General features: G+C 32.2%; 20 protein-coding genes. 8 read left to right on the top strand and 12 right to left on the bottom strand.

Annotated features, from left to right (window positions below; all coding sequences use genetic code 11):
- Window position 1: 1 nt before the first annotated feature.
- The 6 genes from mraY to mraZ are packed head-to-tail and all read right to left on the bottom strand — an operon-like array spanning window position 2 to window position 6396.
- Window positions 2-1243: a phospho-N-acetylmuramoyl-pentapeptide-transferase gene (gene mraY, locus NZD85_RS12235; protein ID WP_171621896.1), complete on the bottom strand. Its 1242-nt coding sequence runs from the start codon at window positions 1241-1243 to the stop codon at window positions 2-4.
- 3 nt (window positions 1244-1246) lie between these two features.
- Complete coding sequence (locus tag NZD85_RS12230) at window positions 1247-2710, bottom strand: UDP-N-acetylmuramoyl-L-alanyl-D-glutamate--2,6-diaminopimelate ligase (protein ID WP_260542045.1); 1464 nt, start codon at window positions 2708-2710, stop codon at window positions 1247-1249.
- Entirely contained in the window at window positions 2707-4689 is a 1983-nt protein-coding gene (locus NZD85_RS12225; RefSeq protein ID WP_260542043.1) for a penicillin-binding protein, read from the bottom strand. Before NZD85_RS12225 ends, NZD85_RS12230 begins: the two co-directional genes overlap by 4 nt.
- Entirely contained in the window at window positions 4667-5026 is a 360-nt protein-coding gene (locus tag NZD85_RS12220) for an FtsL-like putative cell division protein (protein ID WP_171621893.1), read from the bottom strand. Before NZD85_RS12220 ends, NZD85_RS12225 begins: the two co-directional genes overlap by 23 nt.
- A gap of 10 nt (window positions 5027-5036) precedes the next feature.
- The gene (gene rsmH, locus NZD85_RS12215; RefSeq protein WP_171621892.1) at window positions 5037-5942 is read right to left on the bottom strand and encodes a 16S rRNA (cytosine(1402)-N(4))-methyltransferase RsmH; all 906 of its coding nucleotides are present in this window, start codon (window positions 5940-5942) and stop codon (window positions 5037-5039) included.
- Window positions 5935-6396 carry a division/cell wall cluster transcriptional repressor MraZ gene (gene mraZ / locus NZD85_RS12210; RefSeq protein WP_225539369.1) on the bottom strand — a complete coding sequence of 154 codons (462 nt, stop codon included), beginning with the start codon at window positions 6394-6396 and terminating at the stop codon, window positions 5935-5937. Before mraZ ends, rsmH begins: the two co-directional genes overlap by 8 nt.
- A 261-nt stretch (window positions 6397-6657) precedes the next feature.
- Between mraZ and NZD85_RS12205 the strand changes: the two genes are divergently transcribed.
- Both NZD85_RS12205 and yihA read left to right on the top strand, forming a co-directional pair.
- Window positions 6658-7440, top strand: a complete 783-nt coding sequence (locus NZD85_RS12205) for an alpha/beta fold hydrolase (protein ID WP_171621890.1) — start codon at window positions 6658-6660, stop codon at window positions 7438-7440.
- A gap of 2 nt (window positions 7441-7442) precedes the next feature.
- Complete coding sequence (yihA, locus tag NZD85_RS12200; protein ID WP_171621889.1) at window positions 7443-8075, top strand: ribosome biogenesis GTP-binding protein YihA/YsxC; 633 nt, start codon at window positions 7443-7445, stop codon at window positions 8073-8075.
- Between the two features lie 32 nt (window positions 8076-8107).
- Here yihA and NZD85_RS12195 read toward each other — a convergent pair whose 3' ends face one another.
- The 3 genes from NZD85_RS12195 to NZD85_RS12185 all read right to left on the bottom strand — a co-directional run bounded on the left by NZD85_RS12195 (window position 8108) and on the right by NZD85_RS12185 (window position 10318).
- A complete protein-coding gene (locus NZD85_RS12195) occupies window positions 8108-8431 on the bottom strand; it encodes a hypothetical protein (RefSeq protein WP_171621888.1) in 324 nt (107 codons plus the stop codon).
- 31 nt (window positions 8432-8462) lie between these two features.
- Complete coding sequence (locus NZD85_RS12190; RefSeq protein ID WP_260542035.1) at window positions 8463-8882, bottom strand: type II 3-dehydroquinate dehydratase; 420 nt, start codon at window positions 8880-8882, stop codon at window positions 8463-8465.
- A 155-nt stretch (window positions 8883-9037) separates the two neighbouring features.
- The gene (locus NZD85_RS12185) at window positions 9038-10318 is read right to left on the bottom strand and encodes a replication-associated recombination protein A (RefSeq protein ID WP_171621886.1); all 1281 of its coding nucleotides are present in this window, start codon (window positions 10316-10318) and stop codon (window positions 9038-9040) included.
- A 114-nt stretch (window positions 10319-10432) separates the two neighbouring features.
- On the opposite strand from NZD85_RS12185, the gene NZD85_RS12180 reads away from it, so the two are divergent.
- The 5 genes from NZD85_RS12180 to mscL all read left to right on the top strand — a co-directional run bounded on the left by NZD85_RS12180 (window position 10433) and on the right by mscL (window position 13049).
- The gene (locus NZD85_RS12180) at window positions 10433-10837 is read left to right on the top strand and encodes a hypothetical protein (RefSeq protein ID WP_225539857.1); all 405 of its coding nucleotides are present in this window, start codon (window positions 10433-10435) and stop codon (window positions 10835-10837) included.
- Between the two features lie 58 nt (window positions 10838-10895).
- Window positions 10896-11402 carry a thioredoxin family protein gene (locus tag NZD85_RS12175; RefSeq protein ID WP_171621884.1) on the top strand — a complete coding sequence of 169 codons (507 nt, stop codon included), beginning with the start codon at window positions 10896-10898 and terminating at the stop codon, window positions 11400-11402.
- Window positions 11403-11500: 98 nt separating this feature from the next.
- On the top strand, window positions 11501-11734 hold the full coding sequence (gene yidD / locus NZD85_RS12170; protein ID WP_171621883.1) for a membrane protein insertion efficiency factor YidD: 234 nt from the start codon (window positions 11501-11503) through the stop codon (window positions 11732-11734).
- Window positions 11734-12630, top strand: coding sequence for a prolipoprotein diacylglyceryl transferase (gene lgt / locus NZD85_RS12165; protein WP_260542030.1), 897 nt, complete (start codon window positions 11734-11736; stop codon window positions 12628-12630). Before yidD ends, lgt begins: the two co-directional genes overlap by 1 nt.
- A 32-nt stretch (window positions 12631-12662) precedes the next feature.
- A complete protein-coding gene (mscL, locus tag NZD85_RS12160) occupies window positions 12663-13049 on the top strand; it encodes a large-conductance mechanosensitive channel protein MscL (RefSeq protein ID WP_171621881.1) in 387 nt (128 codons plus the stop codon).
- Between the two features lie 76 nt (window positions 13050-13125).
- Here mscL and NZD85_RS12155 read toward each other — a convergent pair whose 3' ends face one another.
- Entirely contained in the window at window positions 13126-15633 is a 2508-nt protein-coding gene (locus NZD85_RS12155) for an outer membrane beta-barrel family protein (protein WP_171621880.1), read from the bottom strand.
- Between the two features lie 237 nt (window positions 15634-15870).
- Between NZD85_RS12155 and NZD85_RS12150 the strand changes: the two genes are divergently transcribed.
- Window positions 15871-16197 (top strand): Spy/CpxP family protein refolding chaperone, encoded by a 327-nt coding sequence (locus NZD85_RS12150; protein ID WP_171621879.1) that lies wholly within the window; start codon window positions 15871-15873, stop codon window positions 16195-16197.
- A 696-nt stretch (window positions 16198-16893) separates the two neighbouring features.
- On the opposite strand, the gene NZD85_RS12145 is transcribed toward NZD85_RS12150, so the two are convergent.
- Window positions 16894-17619, bottom strand: coding sequence for a hypothetical protein (locus NZD85_RS12145; RefSeq protein WP_260542027.1), 726 nt, complete (start codon window positions 17617-17619; stop codon window positions 16894-16896).
- A gap of 107 nt (window positions 17620-17726) precedes the next feature.
- The gene (locus tag NZD85_RS12140; protein WP_260542025.1) at window positions 17727-18446 is read right to left on the bottom strand and encodes a hypothetical protein; all 720 of its coding nucleotides are present in this window, start codon (window positions 18444-18446) and stop codon (window positions 17727-17729) included.
- Window positions 18447-18546: the final 100 nt, after the last annotated feature.

Below are 18546 nucleotides of genomic sequence, written 5' to 3'. Positions count from 1 at the left end.
TTTATCTAATCTTTAAGGTAATAATACTAATTACCGCTAAAATGATTCCGATGATAATGGCACGAACCACGATTTTACTTTCGTGATATCCTAATTTTTGAAAATGGTGATGTAAAGGAGACATCAAAAAGATTCTACGACCTTCACCAAATTTCTTTTTCGTGTACTTGAAATAAGACACTTGCAACATCACTGACAAACTTTCTGCGAAAAATATTCCACACAAAATCGGTAGTAACAATTCTTTTCGAACGATAATTGCCAAAACTGCGATAACACCTCCAATTGTCAAACTTCCTGTATCACCCATGAATACTTGCGCCGGATAGGTATTGTACCAAATAAATCCGATCAAACCTCCAAGGAATGCACCACAGAAAATTAATACTTCTTCGGAACGAGGAATAAACATAATATTCAGATAATCTGCGAACATGATATTTCCCGAAACGAAAACAAACATAGCAATCGCCGCCATAATTACAGCTGAACTACCAGCTGCTAAACCATCGATACCGTCTGTTAAATTGGCTCCATTCGAAACTGCTGTAATGATAAAAATTACCGCAAAAATAAAAATTGCTGCAACTGCCCATGTAGGACGATCTTCTGCATCCATCCAAAATAAAATATCTGAATAGTTAAATTCATTCCCTTTAACGAAAGGCATCGTTGTTTCTAATGTTTTTTCCTCAGGACCAAATTTAATTGCTCGATTGTATTCCGTTTGTTCAGTTCCTGCTTGGACTTTCACTCTGTTTTCTTGATGTTTTACAGTAACTGTTGGACTGAAATAAAGCATTAAACCAACTACAATTCCAAGACCCACTTGTCCTAAAATTTTAAATTTACCTTGTAAACCTTCTTTGTTTTTCTTGAATACTTTGATGTAATCATCTAAAAATCCAATAACACCTAACCAAATTGTTGAAACCAACAAAATGATGATGTAAATATTATCTAATTTTGCAAAAAGTAAAGTAGGAATTAACGTTGCTAATATGATGATTAAACCACCCATAGTTGGCGTTCCTGCTTTTTCGATTTGTCCTTTCAACCCTAAATCACGAACAATTTCACCCATTTGTTCTTTACGTAAATAACTAATAATTCGTTTTCCGTAAAACAAACTGATGAACATGGCTAATAAAATTGCCATTCCCGCGCGGAAAGACGTGTATTGAAACATGCGTGCTCCAGGGAAATTGATACTCTCTAAATAATCAAATAAATAGTATAACATTCTTTATTTGTTCAATATTTTACTCAATTCTGACGCTATTTCAACATCAGAAAAATGTGTTCTTATTCCGTTAATTTCTTGATATGTCTCGTGACCTTTTCCTGCAATCAAAATAATATCTTTTGGCTCAGCCATTTTAAGTGCTGTTTTTATAGCTTCTTTACGATCTGTAATTTTCAAAGTGCGATTATAAAATTGCGGTTTCACACCAACTTCCATTTCACGTAGAATCTCTTCTGGATCTTCTGTTCTTGGATTATCTGATGTAAAAATGGCAAGATTAGATTTTTCGCTTGCGATATCAGCCATTTCAGGACGCTTTGTTTTATCGCGATCTCCACCACAACCTACAACTGTTATTAATTTTTCATTTTTGGTACGAATCCCTTCAATTGTATCCAAAACATTTTCTAAAGCATCTGGCGTATGTGCATAATCTACAATCACAATAATACCTGATTTCGTTTGAAATGTTTGAAAACGACCATCTACATTTCCAAGTGTGCTCAATGCTTTTAAGACTTCTAATTCATCTTGCCCTAAAATTGAGGCTATACCAAAAACTAATACTAAATTATAGGCATTAAATTGACCAATTAATGATGTCCAGAATTCTTTTCCATTGAATTCTAATTGCATTCCATCAAATTGATGTTCGATAATTTTTCCTTTGAAATCTGCATCAGTTTTTAGTGCGTACAATCTTTTTGTTGCCACTGTATTCTGAAGCATCACTTTTCCATTTTTATCATCTGCATTTGAAATTGCTGTTGACGTTTTTGGTAAATCGTCGAAAAATTTCTTTTTAGCTGCAAGATAATTTGCAAAAGTTTTATGGTAATCCAAATGATCGTGTGTGATATTCGTAAATCCAGCAACTTCGAAATGTAAACCTGCAATTCTATTTTGATGAATTCCGTGCGAAGAAACTTCCATAAAAGCAAATTCGCAACCTCTATCTACAGCCTCACGAAACATTTTGTTTAATGTCAAAATATCTGGCGTTGTATGCGTAGATGGAATCACTTCACCATCAATTACAATTTTAATTGTCGAAATTAATGCGCAAGCATACCCTAATTTTGTAAACAATTCGTACAACAATGTCGTTGTTGTTGTTTTCCCATTTGTTCCTGTAACTCCAACAAGTTTTAAATCCTTTGTTGGATTTCCATAAAAATTAGAAGCTAAAACACCTAATGCGATTGTCGAATTTTCAACTTTTACATATGTTATACCATCAACTATATTTTCTGGTAAAACTTCACAAACAATTGTTTTAGCACCTAAACCAATTGCTTTTTCTATATACTGATGTCCATCTACTGTAACTCCATTTACAGCAACAAAAACATCATCTTTTGATACTTTTCTTGAATCAAATTGAATAGTATTGACTTCAACTTTTGTTGAACCAATCGTTTCTAAGATGGAAACTTTAAATAATAGATCAACTAAATTTCTCATCCTTCCAACATTAAATAAATTGTCTCACCCTTCTTAAATCTTGTCCCTGCAGGAATGGATTGAGTTGTCACTTTTCCAAATCCTGAATATTGTACATCTAAACCTAAATTTTCTAATACCGGAATTGCTTTAGATCCTGTATGACCAGTAACATTTGGTACTATATTTTTAGATTCATTAGTTACAATTTTATCTTCTTTTTTAAACTCATTCACCGCGTTCTTTTTTACTAAATCGCGTGGCAAAGGTATGGGAGTTTTTGAATATACCCAATCGGCAATTTTCTTAAAAACAGGAGCTGTTACACTTCCTCCATAAAATCCTTTGGCTGTATTTGGTTTATGTACGACAACAATACAAGAATACTTTGGTTTTTCTGCCGGAAAATACCCTGCAAACGAAGCACGATATTGCATTCCTCTACCATCTTTCTTCCAATAATCTACACGAGCAGTTCCTGTTTTACCAGCGATATCGTAATTACTATTACTAATAATTTTACCTGTTCCTTGTTCAACTGCACCACGCAACATTTCTTGCATTTGTTTTACATTTTCCAAAGAAGTTAACTGGTCAACCAAAACAACTGGTTCAAAAACTTTATCAGGTTCACCTTTACGTGTAATTTTATCCATAAATAATGGTTTCAGCATTTTACCATTATTTGCAACTGCATTATAAAAAGTTACTATTTGTATCGGAGTTAATTGTAACCCATAGCCGTATCCCATAACTGGCAGTGTAATATTACTCCATGATTTACTATCTGGCGTATGCATAATTGGTTTTCCTTCTCCCAAAATATCTACACCAAGAGGAGAAGTCATATGCCATTTATCCATTTTTTCGAAGAAAGCTTTTGGGTTTTCTCCGTAATATTGATTAATAATTTTAGCTGTTCCAATATTCGATGATTTTTTCATCACACCATCTACCGTTAATGTTCCGTAACCATGTGAATCTGTAATTGTACGGCCATAAAATTTATAACTTCCGTTACCCGTTTCTACAGTTGAATTTTTATTGATATAACCATCATCCATTGCGGCAAGCAACGAAACTGTTTTAAAAGTAGATCCTGGTTCTGCAGCTTCTCCAACTGCATAGTTATAATCATCTATATATGTACCATCTTTTTTACGAGATAAATTAACAATCGCACGAACTTTTCCAGTTTTCACTTCCATAACAACAATACTTCCATGTTCTGCTTCGAATTCTGAAAGTTGTTTGTATAGCGCATCGTATGCAACCATTTGTAAATCGGCATCAATTGTCGTGTAAACAGAAGAACCTGATTGTGGTTCTTGTTCCCAACTTTTCATTGGTTTCCATTTTCCACGTCCCATGAATTGTTCCCAACGACGGCCTTCAACACCACTTAATAAATCAGAATAAGCACCTTCTAAGCCTACTTTACCACGACGATCATCGTAACCGATTGTACGAACGCCGATATCTTGAACTATTAATTCTCGTTTTGATTCTGTTTCATGGATAAATCCACCTCTATTTTGACCTTTATTAAAGATTGGGAATTTTCTGATTCGTTGATATTCTTCATAATCCAAATCCTTCACTAACATCATGTAGCGATTTTTCTTATTACGTTCTGTAGAAAATTTATCGTAAAAATAAGAAGGCGATTTTGTAAACATCTTACCTAAAGAATCGGCAAGATTATGCATTTCTGTCTTAAATAACTCATCTTTGATCACAGTTAAATCGACATAAATATTATGTTTTGTAACTGTAGTGGCCATTAAAGCACCATTTGAGGCGTACAAGTTTCCACGTTCAGCTGCAACTGTATCTAATCTAAAGTTGTTTTTTTCTGCAAACCGCTCTAATTCAACCCCTTCTATTATATTAATTCGAAACATAAAAACAATAATAAAGATGGCCCAGATCGCAAGTGCGCCGGCAAAAACCCATCCTTTGATGACCATATTGTTTTTATTTTTCGTCGATTGTGTCATACACTTTATCTACTATATAATAAGGTTGTTTATCTGGAATCTTCAAACCATACACTGCTGTACGCTCTAAGATTTCTGTTTCTAATTGCATACGCATCAAATCGCGATGCTTATCTGTATATTGAGATTTTAAATCTTCAACTTTATCTTGCAATTCAGCAATTCGAACTACTTTTCGATCCACTAAATGCGAGCTCGAAATACTCAAAAAAGCTAAACCTACCAAATACAACATAAACTTCCAGTTTTGTTCTGAGCCTGTTTTAATTAAAAACTCACCTCTCAACAAACCTGTAAACGTTTTTTTCTCTGGTAATATTTTTTTCTTTTTTGCCATTTCTTATCTATTAATCCTCATTTCGAACTGCAATACGCATTTTTGCACTACGCGCTCTCGGATTTTCATTTATTTCTTCTTGTGTTGGAACAATTACTTTGGATTGCAATGGTTTAAATGGCGCTGACCAATTTCCATACATATCACGTTCTGGTTCTCCTTCGAACATTCCATTTTTCATGTATCGTTTTGTTAAACGATCTTCTAAGGAATGATAAGAAATAATAACCAAACGCCCTCCTGGCTTAATAACTTCTCCACATTGTGTCAACATATCTTTTAACGCAGCCATTTCATCATTCACTTCGATTCGTAAAGCTTGAAACATTTGAGCAAAAAATTTATTTTCTTTCATTTTAGGAATAAACGAAAATACTTGCTTCAACTCTTCAATCGTTTCGATTTGCTTATCCGCTCTTGCTTTGACAACTTCTCTCGCTAAACGATATGAACCTTGCAATTCTCCAAAATCATAAAAAATACGCGCCAATTCTTCCTCTTCGTATTCATTAATAATTGTTTTTGCAGAAAGCGCTGCATTTTGATTCATTCGCATATCCAACTCTCCATCAAAGCGAGTTGAAAAACCACGTTCTGGTGTATCAAATTGATGAGAAGAAACCCCTAAATCACCTAAAACACCATCCACTTGTTTTACTCCACGAAATCTTAAATTATTTTTTAAGAATCGAAAGTTTTGTTCAACTAACTCAAATCGATCATCATCAATTTTATTACGAATTGCATCAACATCTTGATCAAACGAAAACAATTTTCCGTTTTGATCCAAACGATTTAATATTTCACGCGAGTGTCCTCCACCCCCGAACGTACAATCTACATATATTCCCGACTCATTAATAATTAATGCATCGACACTATCTTTTAATAACACTGGATTATGATACTCACTCATCTTCACTTAAATTTCCCATTACTTCTTCTGCCAAAGTAGCAAAATCCAAATCATCTACATTGATCGACTCTTCGTATTTGTCTTTATCCCAAATTTCGATCATATTTACAGAAGAATTCAGCACTACTTCTTTATTAATTTCTGCAAATTTCACCAAATCTTTTGAGATTTGTAACCTTCCATTCGCATCAACTTCGACAATTTTTAATCCAGCCGTAAAAATTCGAATGAAATCATTATTTTTTTTCACAAATCGATTCAATTTGTTCAAATCATTCATCACTTTTTCCCATTCTTTCATCGGATGAAGCTCTAAACAATTTTGAAACACAGATCTCTTCAACACAAAGCCATCCTCCAAACAATCAGCAAGTTGTTTCTTCAAACCCGCTGGTATTGGGAGTCTACCCTTTGTATCTACCTTACACTCATATGTTCCAATTAATGAATTCATGATAGAATTTTTTCAAAAATAAAAAAAATATTACCACTTATTACCATTTTTTACCACTTTTATTGAAATAGTTATTAACAATTTGAAATTTAGTATCAAACAGTTAGAGTTTTTATCACGTAAAACCCTTATTTATTTTGAATTTTAACATTTATATAGACCTTGTTTTAGATCAGACAAAACACAGTTATTAAAGTTTTTTAGATAAAGCACTATTTAAAAAATATAATTAATTAAATTTGTCGACTTAATATCGAGTAAATGTTTTTTAGCTTAAAGAAAAAAGATAAGTTCTCTTACATAGAAGAAGGAGAAGGACAACCAATTGTTTTACTTCACGGTTTGATGGGTGAACTTAGCAATTTCAGCTCACTTACAAATTATTATGCGCAAAGAGGGTATAAAGTTTTCGCACCAGAATTACCTTTATATTCTTTATCTGTTCTTAATACAAACATCAAGAATATTGCAAAACATGTTGCAAATTTCATTGAAGAAGTCGTTAAAGAACCTGCTATTTTAGTAGGAAATTCTTTAGGAGGACATATTGGTTTGATGGTGTGTCATAGACATCCAGAATATGTAAAAGCTCTTTGTTTGACAGGAAGTTCTGGTTTGTATGAGAAATCATTTGGTGAAACCTATCCAAAACGTGGTAACTACGAATATGTAGAACGTAAAACACGCGAAGTTTTTTATGATCCAATGATTGCTACAAAGGAAATTGTTGATGATGTTTTTAACACTGTAAACGATAGAAATAAAGCAATCAAAACGTTGTACATTGCCAGAGATGCGATTAAATCTAACATGAAAGAAGACTTAAAAGACATCAAAATTCCTGTTTGTTTAATTTGGGGGAAACAAGACAATGTTACACCACCAGAAGTTGCGGTAGAATTTAACGAAGAATTGCCTGATGCTTCTCTTTATTGGATTGATAAGTGTGGACATGCTCCGATGATGGAACATCCTGAGATGTTTAACGAAATTTTATACAAATGGCTGATCGAAAAACAATTGGATCCAGCTACTAAAGCATAAATATGATTAAAAAAGCTGAATTCGTAAAAAGTTCGCAAAAATATACAGATTGCCCTCCTCCATTCAAGCCAGAATATGCTTTTATTGGACGATCTAACGTAGGTAAATCATCATTAATTAATATGTTGTCAGACAAAAAAGCATTAGCTAAAACATCTGCAACACCAGGAAAAACACAACTTATCAATACATTCGAAATGGATGACACTTGGTATTTAGCTGATTTACCTGGTTATGGTTTTGCAAAAGCACCAAAAGGTGTTCGTGGAGGATTTAATAAAATGATTTACGATTACATTGAGTTTCGTAAAAACTTAGTCAATGTTTTTTTATTAATTGACTCGCGTCATTCACCTCAAAAAATAGATTTACAGTTTATGGAATGGCTTGGAAACAAACAAATTCCTTTCGCTATAGTGTTTACAAAATTAGACAAACTAACCAGTACACAAATGCAAAAAAACTTAACTCATTATAAAAATGAATTGCTAAAAACTTGGGAAGAATTACCCAAAGTATTTACAAGTTCTTCTTCGAGTAAGATTGGTAAATTAGAAATTTTGGGATACATCGACAGCTTAAACGAGCATCTGGTAGATGAATTCAAAAAAGAACAATATAAAAAAGAATATTAAAAAAGTCGGAACTGTGTTCCGACTTTTTGTATTTAATCTCCTAATTCATCAGATTTCGTTTTCAAATCTTGCAAGCAAGGTTTTACAAATTCCATCAATCGATCTTGTAACTCTTTGGATGGATTATTCATTTGCATCATTTCTGCATAGGTAAATTCTTCTAACATTTTATCTGTAGCACAACTACAATACTCTTTAACTAATTCTTTCTTTTTTGGAGACATTTCAGAAGTTATCGCTTCTGTTTCGCAAGCTAACAAAGCTTGATTTCTCATTCCATCATCATTTTTATCAGATTTAGAATCACAACTAATCATTGATAATCCTATGGTTAAACCTACAATAAATCTTTTCATAATTAAATAGCCTTTATACAAATTAAAGTCATTATTTCACAAAACAGTTAACCGCTTCATTGTATCCTTCTAATCCTTTTCCAGAAATAATTTTTTCACAATTTTCACCCGTTACACTATTTTTTCTAAAATCTTCACGCGCATAAATATCCGAAATATGAACTTCGATTACTTTTGTTTTAATTGCTTTTATTGCATCTGCAATTGCATAAGAATAATGGGTGTACGCACCCGCATTTAAAATAATTCCATCATAGACAAAGCCCACTTCATGCAATTTATCGATAATATCACCCTCGTGATTTGATTGATAATAATGCAATGAAACGTCAGGAAATTGTTTTTTCATTTCAATAAAAAAATCTTCAAATGTTTGTGTGCCGTAAATTTCTGGTTCACGTATACCAAGTAAATTTAAATTAGGCCCGTTTATAATTTGTATTTGTTTCATTATCTTTATTTTACAACTTATTAAGTTTTTATTTAATTTTCATTAACTCTTTGGCATAGTAATTGCAAAATACAGTGCAACCAACCTAATACTATAGATTGTAACCAATCTAAATCTTAAAAATCTCAGTTAATCATAATTAACTGAGATTTTTTTTAATAGCCATACTTTCCTTTCCACTTCTGATTAAGTGATTGTTTATCTATATATTCTCTCTTATTATTCCCTGGTTCGTAAAGTGTTGTTCCAGAAATTTCATCAGGTAAAAATTCTTGTTCAGCAAAATTACCTGGAAAATCGTGCGAATATTTGTATTCTTTTCCATAATCCAAGTCTTTCATCAACTTAGTTGGTGCATTTCTCAAATGTAAAGGTACAGGTAAATCGCCCGTTTGTTTTACAATTTGTTGCGCTTTACCAATTGCTAAATACGTTGCATTACTTTTAGGTGAATTGGCTAAATAGATTGCACATTGACTCAATAAAATACGAGATTCAGGGTAACCAATTACCGATACAGCCTGAAATGTGTTATTTGCTAAAATCATCGCAGTTGGATTTGCATTTCCTACATCTTCCGAAGCAGAAATCAACATTCTTCGTGCAATAAATTTTAAATCTTCTCCACCTTCTATCATTCTTGCTAACCAATAAACCGCTCCATTTGGATCAGAACCTCGAATTGATTTTATAAAAGCCGAAATAATATCATAATGTTGCTCACCTGTTTTATCGTAACGAGCCAGATTTTGCTGAATACGTTCGTGAACAATTTCATCGTTAATGATGATTTTCTCAGTTGAAGAAAAACTATTGATCACGAGTTCTAACCCATTCAATAATTTTCTTGCATCTCCTCCCGAATAACGCAACAATGCATTTGCTTCAACTAATTCTATATCTAATTGCGATAAAACACTATCTTTTTTTATAGCTCGTTCTATTAAATCAATTAAATCTTCCTTTTCAAGATGCTTCAAAACATAAACTTGCGCCCGAGAAAGCAAAGCTGGTACCACTTCGAAACTTGGGTTCTCTGTCGTAGCGCCAATCAATGTCACCAATCCCGTTTCTACAGCACCTAATAAACTATCTTGTTGCGATTTATTAAAACGATGAATTTCATCAATAAATAGAATTGGATTTTTTGTTCCTGAGAATAAATTTTGACTCTTCGCCTTTTCGATCACTTCGCGCACTTCTTTCACGCCAGAATTTATCGCACTTAATGTATAAAAAGGACGATCTGTTAATTCAGAAATTAATTGAGCAAGTGTTGTTTTTCCAGTTCCTGGAGGGCCCCAAAAAATCATCGAAGCAATCATATTATGTTGCAACATCATTTTAATTGGACCATTATTTCCTACCAAATGTTTCTGATTAATGTATTCCTCGAGCGTTTTGGGACGCATTCTTTCGGCTAAAGGCGTATTCATAAAATCCTATTTAGACTTCAAAGTTAACGAATGTTTTGCCAAATTGAATGATTTTTTAAGCGACATATTTTGGCTTTTGAATCTATTTTCTTTGTCATAGAATAAAAATTAAACATGATGAAGAAAGCGTTAGAATGTGCTTTGATTTTAACAAGAAAGCACCAACTTTTGGGTGATAAAATTGCTTTATCAACTGATTATTTAAAGAAAATTGAACTAAATGATAAGCAAACTGAAATCAACAAGCAAATGGTTGATTTTTTGATTGAATTACAAGAGTTCGTAGAATTTATCAAAGTGAATCAAGAGCTTAAATTAATGTACACGGAGTTGGTAAATTACTATTTTAAGCAAATTCATCATCAAATTAATTTTTATGAGATCGAATTAGATCGATTAGAATTTGAATCTAAATTCTCTATCAATTTGATTAATCAAATTAAACGAAATGAAAAAAATGGTGAAATAAATTCGGTTCAAGAAAAACTAAATTCATGCTACAATATCATTAATTCGTAGAAAAAATATTTCGGCATAATTTTTTATTGTAAATTCGAATTAATATTTAGAATTTGAAATGAAAAAATTAACCATGTTTTTTAGCTTAATGATGCTATCGTTGAGCTTTGTATTTGGTCAACAAACAGAAAAGCCAAAAATTTATAATGAAGAAGCGAATCCTAAAGTAGATATTGCGAATGCTGTACAGAAGGCTTCTGCTGAAAAGAAACATATTTTGTTACAAGTTGGTGGAAATTGGTGTGCTTGGTGTATCATGTTTGATAAGTTGACAAAAGAAAATGAAGAAGTAAAAAATTATATCGCGAATAATTACGAAGTCGTTCATGTGAATTATTCGAAAAATAATAAAAATGAAGAAACATTAGCTGCTTTGAAACATCCAGAGCGTTTTGGTTTTCCTGTTTTTGTAATCTTAGATGAGAAAGGAAACTTGATTCATACGCAAAACTCTGCTTATTTAGAAAGCAAAGAAGCAAAAGGTCATGATCCGAAAGTGGTTTTAGAGTTTTTACAAAACTGGTCGTACAAAGCTTTAGATCCTGCAAGCTATATTAAAAAATAGTTTTTATAATACGATTATTGTTTTTAAGAATCAATCTGCAAAGTATAAATCTTTTGGATTGATTCTTTTTTATTTCTGTTATTGATTAACTTTGCGAGATGAACAATTTTTTGGTAAAACCATTTATTTTATTGGTTCGATTTTATCAGTTAGCAATTTCTCCGTGGATGGGAAGTAATTGTAGGTATCAACCAACTTGCTCATCGTATATGATTGAAGCATTAAAAGAACATGGCTTATTAAAAGGTTTGTGGCTCGGAACTAAAAGAATTGGTCGTTGTCACCCTTGGGGAGGACATGGATATGACCCTGTACCTAAAAAGAAAAATTAATGCTTAACTTAATTTCGTTTATCAATTGGGATCCAACACCTTATTTATTTGAAGTAGGTGGATTCAAAGTACATATTTACAGCTTGTGCTGGATATTAGCCTTTGTTGTAGGTTGGTATTTGATGTCAAACATTTTCAAAAAAGAAAATCAGAAAAAAGAATTACTTGATCCTTTATTCTTATATACTTTTATCGGAGCAATTGCGGGAGCAAGATTGGGAGAATATTTATTTTATGATCCTTCTGCTTTTATAGAAAAACCTATCGAGGTCTTTTTACCTGTACAACACGCTCCAGGAGAAAGTGCTTTTTTTGGTTTATTACAAAATTACGAATTTGTAGGATTTAGCGGATTAGCAAGTCATGGTGCTGCATTGGGAGTAATCTTAACTTCGTATTTATTTAGTCGAAAATATTTGCATCGTAATGTCTTATGGTTGTTAGATAGAATGGCAGTTGTTGTTCCATTTGGCGGAGCAGCTGTTCGAATTGGAAACTTTTATAATTCTGAAATCGTTGGAAAAGCATCCGATTTACCATGGGCAGTAAAGTTTCATCAACAAAGTTTAGGATATGGAGAAATTATTCCTCGTCATCCAGCTCAAATTTATGAAGCAATTGGCTATTTTATATTAGGCTTTATCATGCTTTATATGTATCATAAAACAGATAAAAGAAAATATCTTGGCGCTATGTTAGGTGTGTTCTTATTTTTATTATTTTTAGTCCGATTTGTTGTTGAGTTTTTCAAAGAAAACCAAGGCGAAGAAGCTGTTGCCGAAGCTATAAACATTGGACTAAACAATGGTCAAATTTTAAGTATTCCATTTATGTTAATCGGTCTTTACTTATTCATCTCTTCTAAAAATAGATTAGATACCAATCAACCAAATTAAATATTATAAACTTTTGAAATAAATTTAAACTTATGGGATTTTTTAAAGAATTTAAAGAGTTTGCTGTAAAAGGCAACGTAGTAGATTTAGCTGTCGGTGTTGTGATCGGTGGTGCTTTTGGTAAAATTGTAACTTCTTTAGTAGAAGACATTATTACTCCAGCAATCTTAACTCCAACATTAGAAAAATTACAATTAAACAATTTAGCTGAATTAGTAATTCCGGGTACTGCAATTAAATACGGTATGTTCATATCAGCTTCAATATCGTTCATAATTGTTGCTTTCGCTTTATTTGTAATGATTAAAGGAATCAATAAATTAAAAAGAGAAGAAGCGCCTGCAGAAGAAGCGCCTGCTGGTCCAACACAAGAAGAATTATTGGCTGAAATTCGTGATTTGTTGAAAAACAAATCTTAATTTTCGCTTGATTTTATAAAAAAAGGTTCGCAAATGCGAACCTTTTTTTATGATCTATAACAACCTAAGAAGCTGCCTACATTTGCATTTCTTCTCCCATCTCTTCTGCTTCAGGACGTTGTCTATTTCTATCTTTTTCATTTGTGTTCTTGAAACGATAAGTAAACGATAAATTAATCGAACGTTTCATCCAACGCATACTTTGATAATTAATATAATCCGATCCGTATTGTGTCATTTCACGTTTTCTTGAATTAAAAACGTCACGTACATTTAAAGATAAAGTAGCTTGTTTATTAAATAAATCTTTTGATAAAGAAAAATCCATTGACAAGTTATCTTCAATTTTTTGTTGCGCGGTTTTCATACTTCCCATGTAATTTCCAGCAACTTGAATTTTGAAATCTGCTGGTAAAGTAAAGTTAGATGATAAGCGTCCTCGAGAACTAAATCCGTCACCAGAAAAATCTTGTGCGTCTACTTGAGTAGAAACAATTCCTGTTTCAGGATCTTTTATTTCATTCGTTTCTTCGTAATATCCTGTTCTTTTGTATCCAAATAAATTCACATTCAACATCAAATTCCACCATCTTGCAGGTTTATAAGTTGCTGTTAAATCTAATCCATAACGATCTTCTTCACCTGCATTTATAGGCTTTGTAATGAATACATCTTCTCCGCTATCGTTGATATTTTTACGTTGAAACTGGTTAATCATATCTGTTGTTCTTTGGTAAAATAAACTTGGTGTAACCATTAATTTACCCACAGAAGCAATATAAGATAACTCTAAAGAGTTTGTATAGGTAGGATTAAGATCTGGATTTCCGTTTCTTACATTTCTATCGTCTGTAGCAGAGAAGAAAGGCATTAACATGAATCCCATTGGACGACGAACACGACGAGAATAACTTAATTGCATCTCGTTTTTATCCGTAAACTTATAGTTTAACGTTAACGTTGGAAATAAATCTGTGTATTTTTTAGAGATGTTTTCTCCTGTCGTATAATTCTTAATTTTCATATCAGAACTTTCCACGCGTAAACCTGCAAAATATTGGAACTTTTCTCCAATCGCATTTCCGTATTGTGTATAAGCGGCTAATACATTTTGTTGGTTATCTACATTTGCAAAAAACCTATCGTCTTCCACATAATTGCCATTATCTTCTAAGAAATAAGTTCTATTATTTGTTTTTGTATCACTAAAATCTGCACGAGCTCCCAATTCGAACTTCCCTTTTTCTCCAATTGGACGTACATAATCTGCTGTTATGACAACATTTTTCTGATCTTCTAAATTATCTGTAATACGATTTGAAAACTCATCAACATACGAATTTGTTGTATTGTCAAATCTTTTTGTTAATCCTTTAACCAAACCATCTTCATCTTCTTTTTGACTTGAGAATCGACCTGTGAAAACAAACTCGTGTCCTTTTTTATCAAACTCATGTTTGTAGTTTAAATCAAAATCAAAGTTATTCTCGATTTCTTTTTCATCTTGAAGATTGTACTCATTTTTCAAGAAAGTCATCGCATTATCAAAATAATTATAATCAACCAACGCGTTATTATTTCCATTATTATAACGATAACCAGCCGATAAACCTACTGTGTTTTTATCATCTAAATAATATTCACCACCTAAACGAATATTATAATTTCTTCTAATTCTATTGTTATCTCGATCCGTTGATCTGTATTGTTTTACGACATCAGTACCTTTATTAAAACTTGTCATAAAAGCCGAACCTTCTCCTTCTCGATCCGCATAACGAGATCCTAAAGTTGTGTAGATATTGTATTTTTTCGTTTTATAATTTAAGTTCACATTTCCTCCAATCATGGTTGGAATCCCTCCATTCAAAGTTACAGAACCATTAAAACCAGCATTCGATCCTTTTTTCAAGACAATATTAATAATCCCTGCCGAACCAGAAGCTTCATAACGCGCCGATGGATTTGTCACCAACTCGATACGTTCTACATTTTCTGCCGGAATATTCTTTAAAGCATCTGCTACACTCGAAACACCTAACATACCTGATGGTTTACCATCAATCAAAAATTTGACATTATCATTTCCACGAAGCGAAACGTTACCTTCGGCGTCAACTTGTACAGATGGCACATTCGCTAAAGCGTCTGACAACGATTGACCTTGTGACATCGGGTCGTTTGCCATGTCATAAACTTTCTTATCTAATTCTACTTTGTAGATTGGTTTTTCTGCCGTTACAACAGCGGCATCTAAAGAAACAGTTTGAGAACCTTTCACAGAAAAAGTTCCTAAATCTAAAGCTGATGTTAAGCTAAGTTGCTTTTCTATCACATCATACCCCATTGGTTCTATGACCAAAATATATTCTCCTGCTTGTGCTTCTACCACAAAATCACCTTTTGCATCTGTAGCACCTTCGGCTACAACCCCTTCTTCAGTACTTTCAAGCGATATTGTAGTGTACTCTACAGGTTTGTTGTCGCTCGACAAGACTTTACCTCTAATTTTTAAAAGTTCTTGTGCATTCAAACTTGCACAAACACAAATAAACATTAGAGCAAATAAATTTCTTAACCTCATTTGTTCAATTTTTCTTTTACGTAGTTCTAAATTTTACAACTTATTAGACAAACCTTTTTCAAAAAGGTTTAATTCATAATAAAAAATATTCAAAAAAATTTGTCGTAATTCAACTATTGTTGTTACAATCTTTTATAAGTTATTGTATTATTCGATTAAAAATTTAACAAAACTTAGATTAAACCTTTTTTGTTATTTGATGTCTTAAGAGAGAATAAACAGTAAAAGTTGATAATTATGAGAACAGCATTTTATAAATATTTAGGTTTGGGATTAATTGCTTTCACTTTAACAACTGCATCAGCGCAAGATAGAAAAGAAGGTTCGAGAGAGCAAAAACTACAACAATTAAAAAAAGATTTGAATTTGACAGATGCACAAGTCATCAAAATAAAACAAATTGAAGACAGTTATGTTGATGAAAAACTTGAATTGAAAAAGAAAATGAGAGAAGTTCGTCAAAAAGAATTTAATGAAATCGATAATGTTTTTACGCCAGAACAGCGCGCCACATTAAAAGAGTTACACAACAAAAGACATCAAAATAGAAAAGGAGCTAATTAATAGCTCCTTTTCTATTGACCTATTGATTATTATTGGCGACAAATTACAGTTTATGCAATAAGGTATACGTCCTGTTTTATCCTCTATTTTTTTGAATGATAAAATAGTCTATTTCTTCGAACAAGTGTCGAAGAATATTGTTTAAAAAAAGCATATTAGTTGGTCTATTATTTTTGCATGAAATTCTATAATTTGGTACCACTTTATAAAATAACAAAAGGCAAACAAACGTTTGCCTTTTGTGTTATTGTGAATTAATACGTTGTGTAAATAACAACACATCTGATACACAAGGTTATCAAATGAATTGACTTTAGCTGTTTTAAACGCATAAAAATACCCAATAGTAGAGATTAGTCCACTATTGAGTAAAATTATTTTATAGTTAATTAATTGTTTTTGTGAGTATTGTGTAAAAACAACACATTTGGAACACTACCCCATTATAGATTCCTTGACTTTCTCCTCCTTGTACATAACACACGACTTCACCTTTGGTGAATTATTCCCTATTGCTACATTTCAGTCACATTTTGTACCAAAAAAATAAGCTGTTGTACTTTATGCAACATTGGTTATATTTCTTAAAGGATAAACATGTAAAATTTCTCTTTGTTGTTTTATTCCAACTCCCTCTTGTGTATTTATAGTTGCAGAAAAAATAAAAAAAGTATTATAGTCAGTTTAAGTTTATAATTAAAATAGTTTTTCTATGCTTATGAATGTCTGATCTTCAGGTTCTACTGTATAAACATCTGCAACAGTAAGTATAGCTACACCTGCTGATACTTGTATTTTAAATTTGTCACCTTTGTTAAACATCCCTACAAATTCCATTGAACCTGTTCTGTTTGCACCTGCTGTAATTAAAATAACTTCGTTGAGTTCAATATCATTTCGAGCAAGTATATAATCATTTTTTATTCCTTGAAAAGAAATAACAGGAGGAGTAACATGTAACCCAGATGTTTTTACTTTCAGACTGACAAGAATACGATAGAAGCCAGATTCTTTGATGGTAAAATTATTAAAGTTATCATTTACTATTCCACTTGTATCCAAAATACCTAATTCATCGTAATCATCTTGACTATTATATAAACCAAAAGGGACATCATTTCTTCCACACCCAACTAAAACGCATGCTATTTTTGGACGATATGGATCCGAAGCATTCATACTAAGTCGAGTAGATTTGTTACGATTTTTTTCGTAAAGCATAGATTTCCATTTTTCACCATCGTAAACGACTACACGCTGTATATCTTTTTGATACATTACCATACCTTCCATAGTATGGTCATCTGTAAAGAGATCTACTTCTGATGTGTTATACAAAGGTAATTCGGTTTCGTTCTCTACTGTGGGAATCATCATTCCTTTAGATTTTGCAGCATTATTTTCGATATTAATAAGGTTCAAAATTCCTTTATCACTGATAGCTGTTTCTCTTCCAATATTAACCTGGGCATTTGTAACTAATGTAGTTAAAAATATTACTAAATTAAATAATATATGTTTTTTCATTATCAGTCTATTTTTTCGATGTATAAATATGAATCTATGTCACTTGGTACAAAGGTAACGCCAGCTCCTAAAGATATTCCGGAACCTGCTGTAATACCAGCTTTTACTCTAATTTTATCACCTGACTTTAAATATTTTATTACATTAAAAGAATTTACTGTTCCAAAATTCCCAACAGTTATAACTAATCCATCGAGTAAGTAACTGTTTTCATTAATTTTTTGCCAACCATCATTTATTGCTCCAACATACAATGCCTGCAATGACAGAATAATAGAAACATTACCAACAGCTAAACCTCCGGCTCCAGTAGCTTTCAGAGAAGGGTTTATTTTATAATATCCATCTTTTATAATCGTTACCTCTCCATTAGGGTTAACAATAAGTCCAAGGTTATTTATAATATTTCTATCTGGATTATGTGATATCGTATATTTTATAATTGGACGTCCTGTAATTCCCAAAACACTTGCTACCACTTCATTCGGAGCATCAGACCCCAAGATGGTCAAATTACGATAATTTCGGATACTTTTTTCGTTACTCGACAACCATTTGTATCCATCGTATTTCATTACTTCTTTGGTCGCTTTATTATACATTAACAAACCATTGTCTATTTCTACATTTGTATAATTATCAGGTTGCGCTAAGTCATAGTGAGGTAATTCCGTTTCGTTATTAACACTTGGTAAAATCACACCTTGTGTATTACTATCCACTTGTAAAAGTGCTTTAGGATGTACAATTCCATCCCCATTAGCCGATATTTTGACTTGCCCATTAGCACTATATAAAATACATAAGCCTACACTTATTAAT

Origin of the sequence: Empedobacter stercoris, assembly GCF_025244765.1 — a bacterium.
Lineage (GTDB): Bacteria > Bacteroidota > Bacteroidia > Flavobacteriales > Weeksellaceae > Empedobacter > Empedobacter stercoris.
The sequence above is the reverse complement of the archived record's forward strand: the minus strand, read 5'-3'. Positions and strand labels throughout refer to the sequence as shown.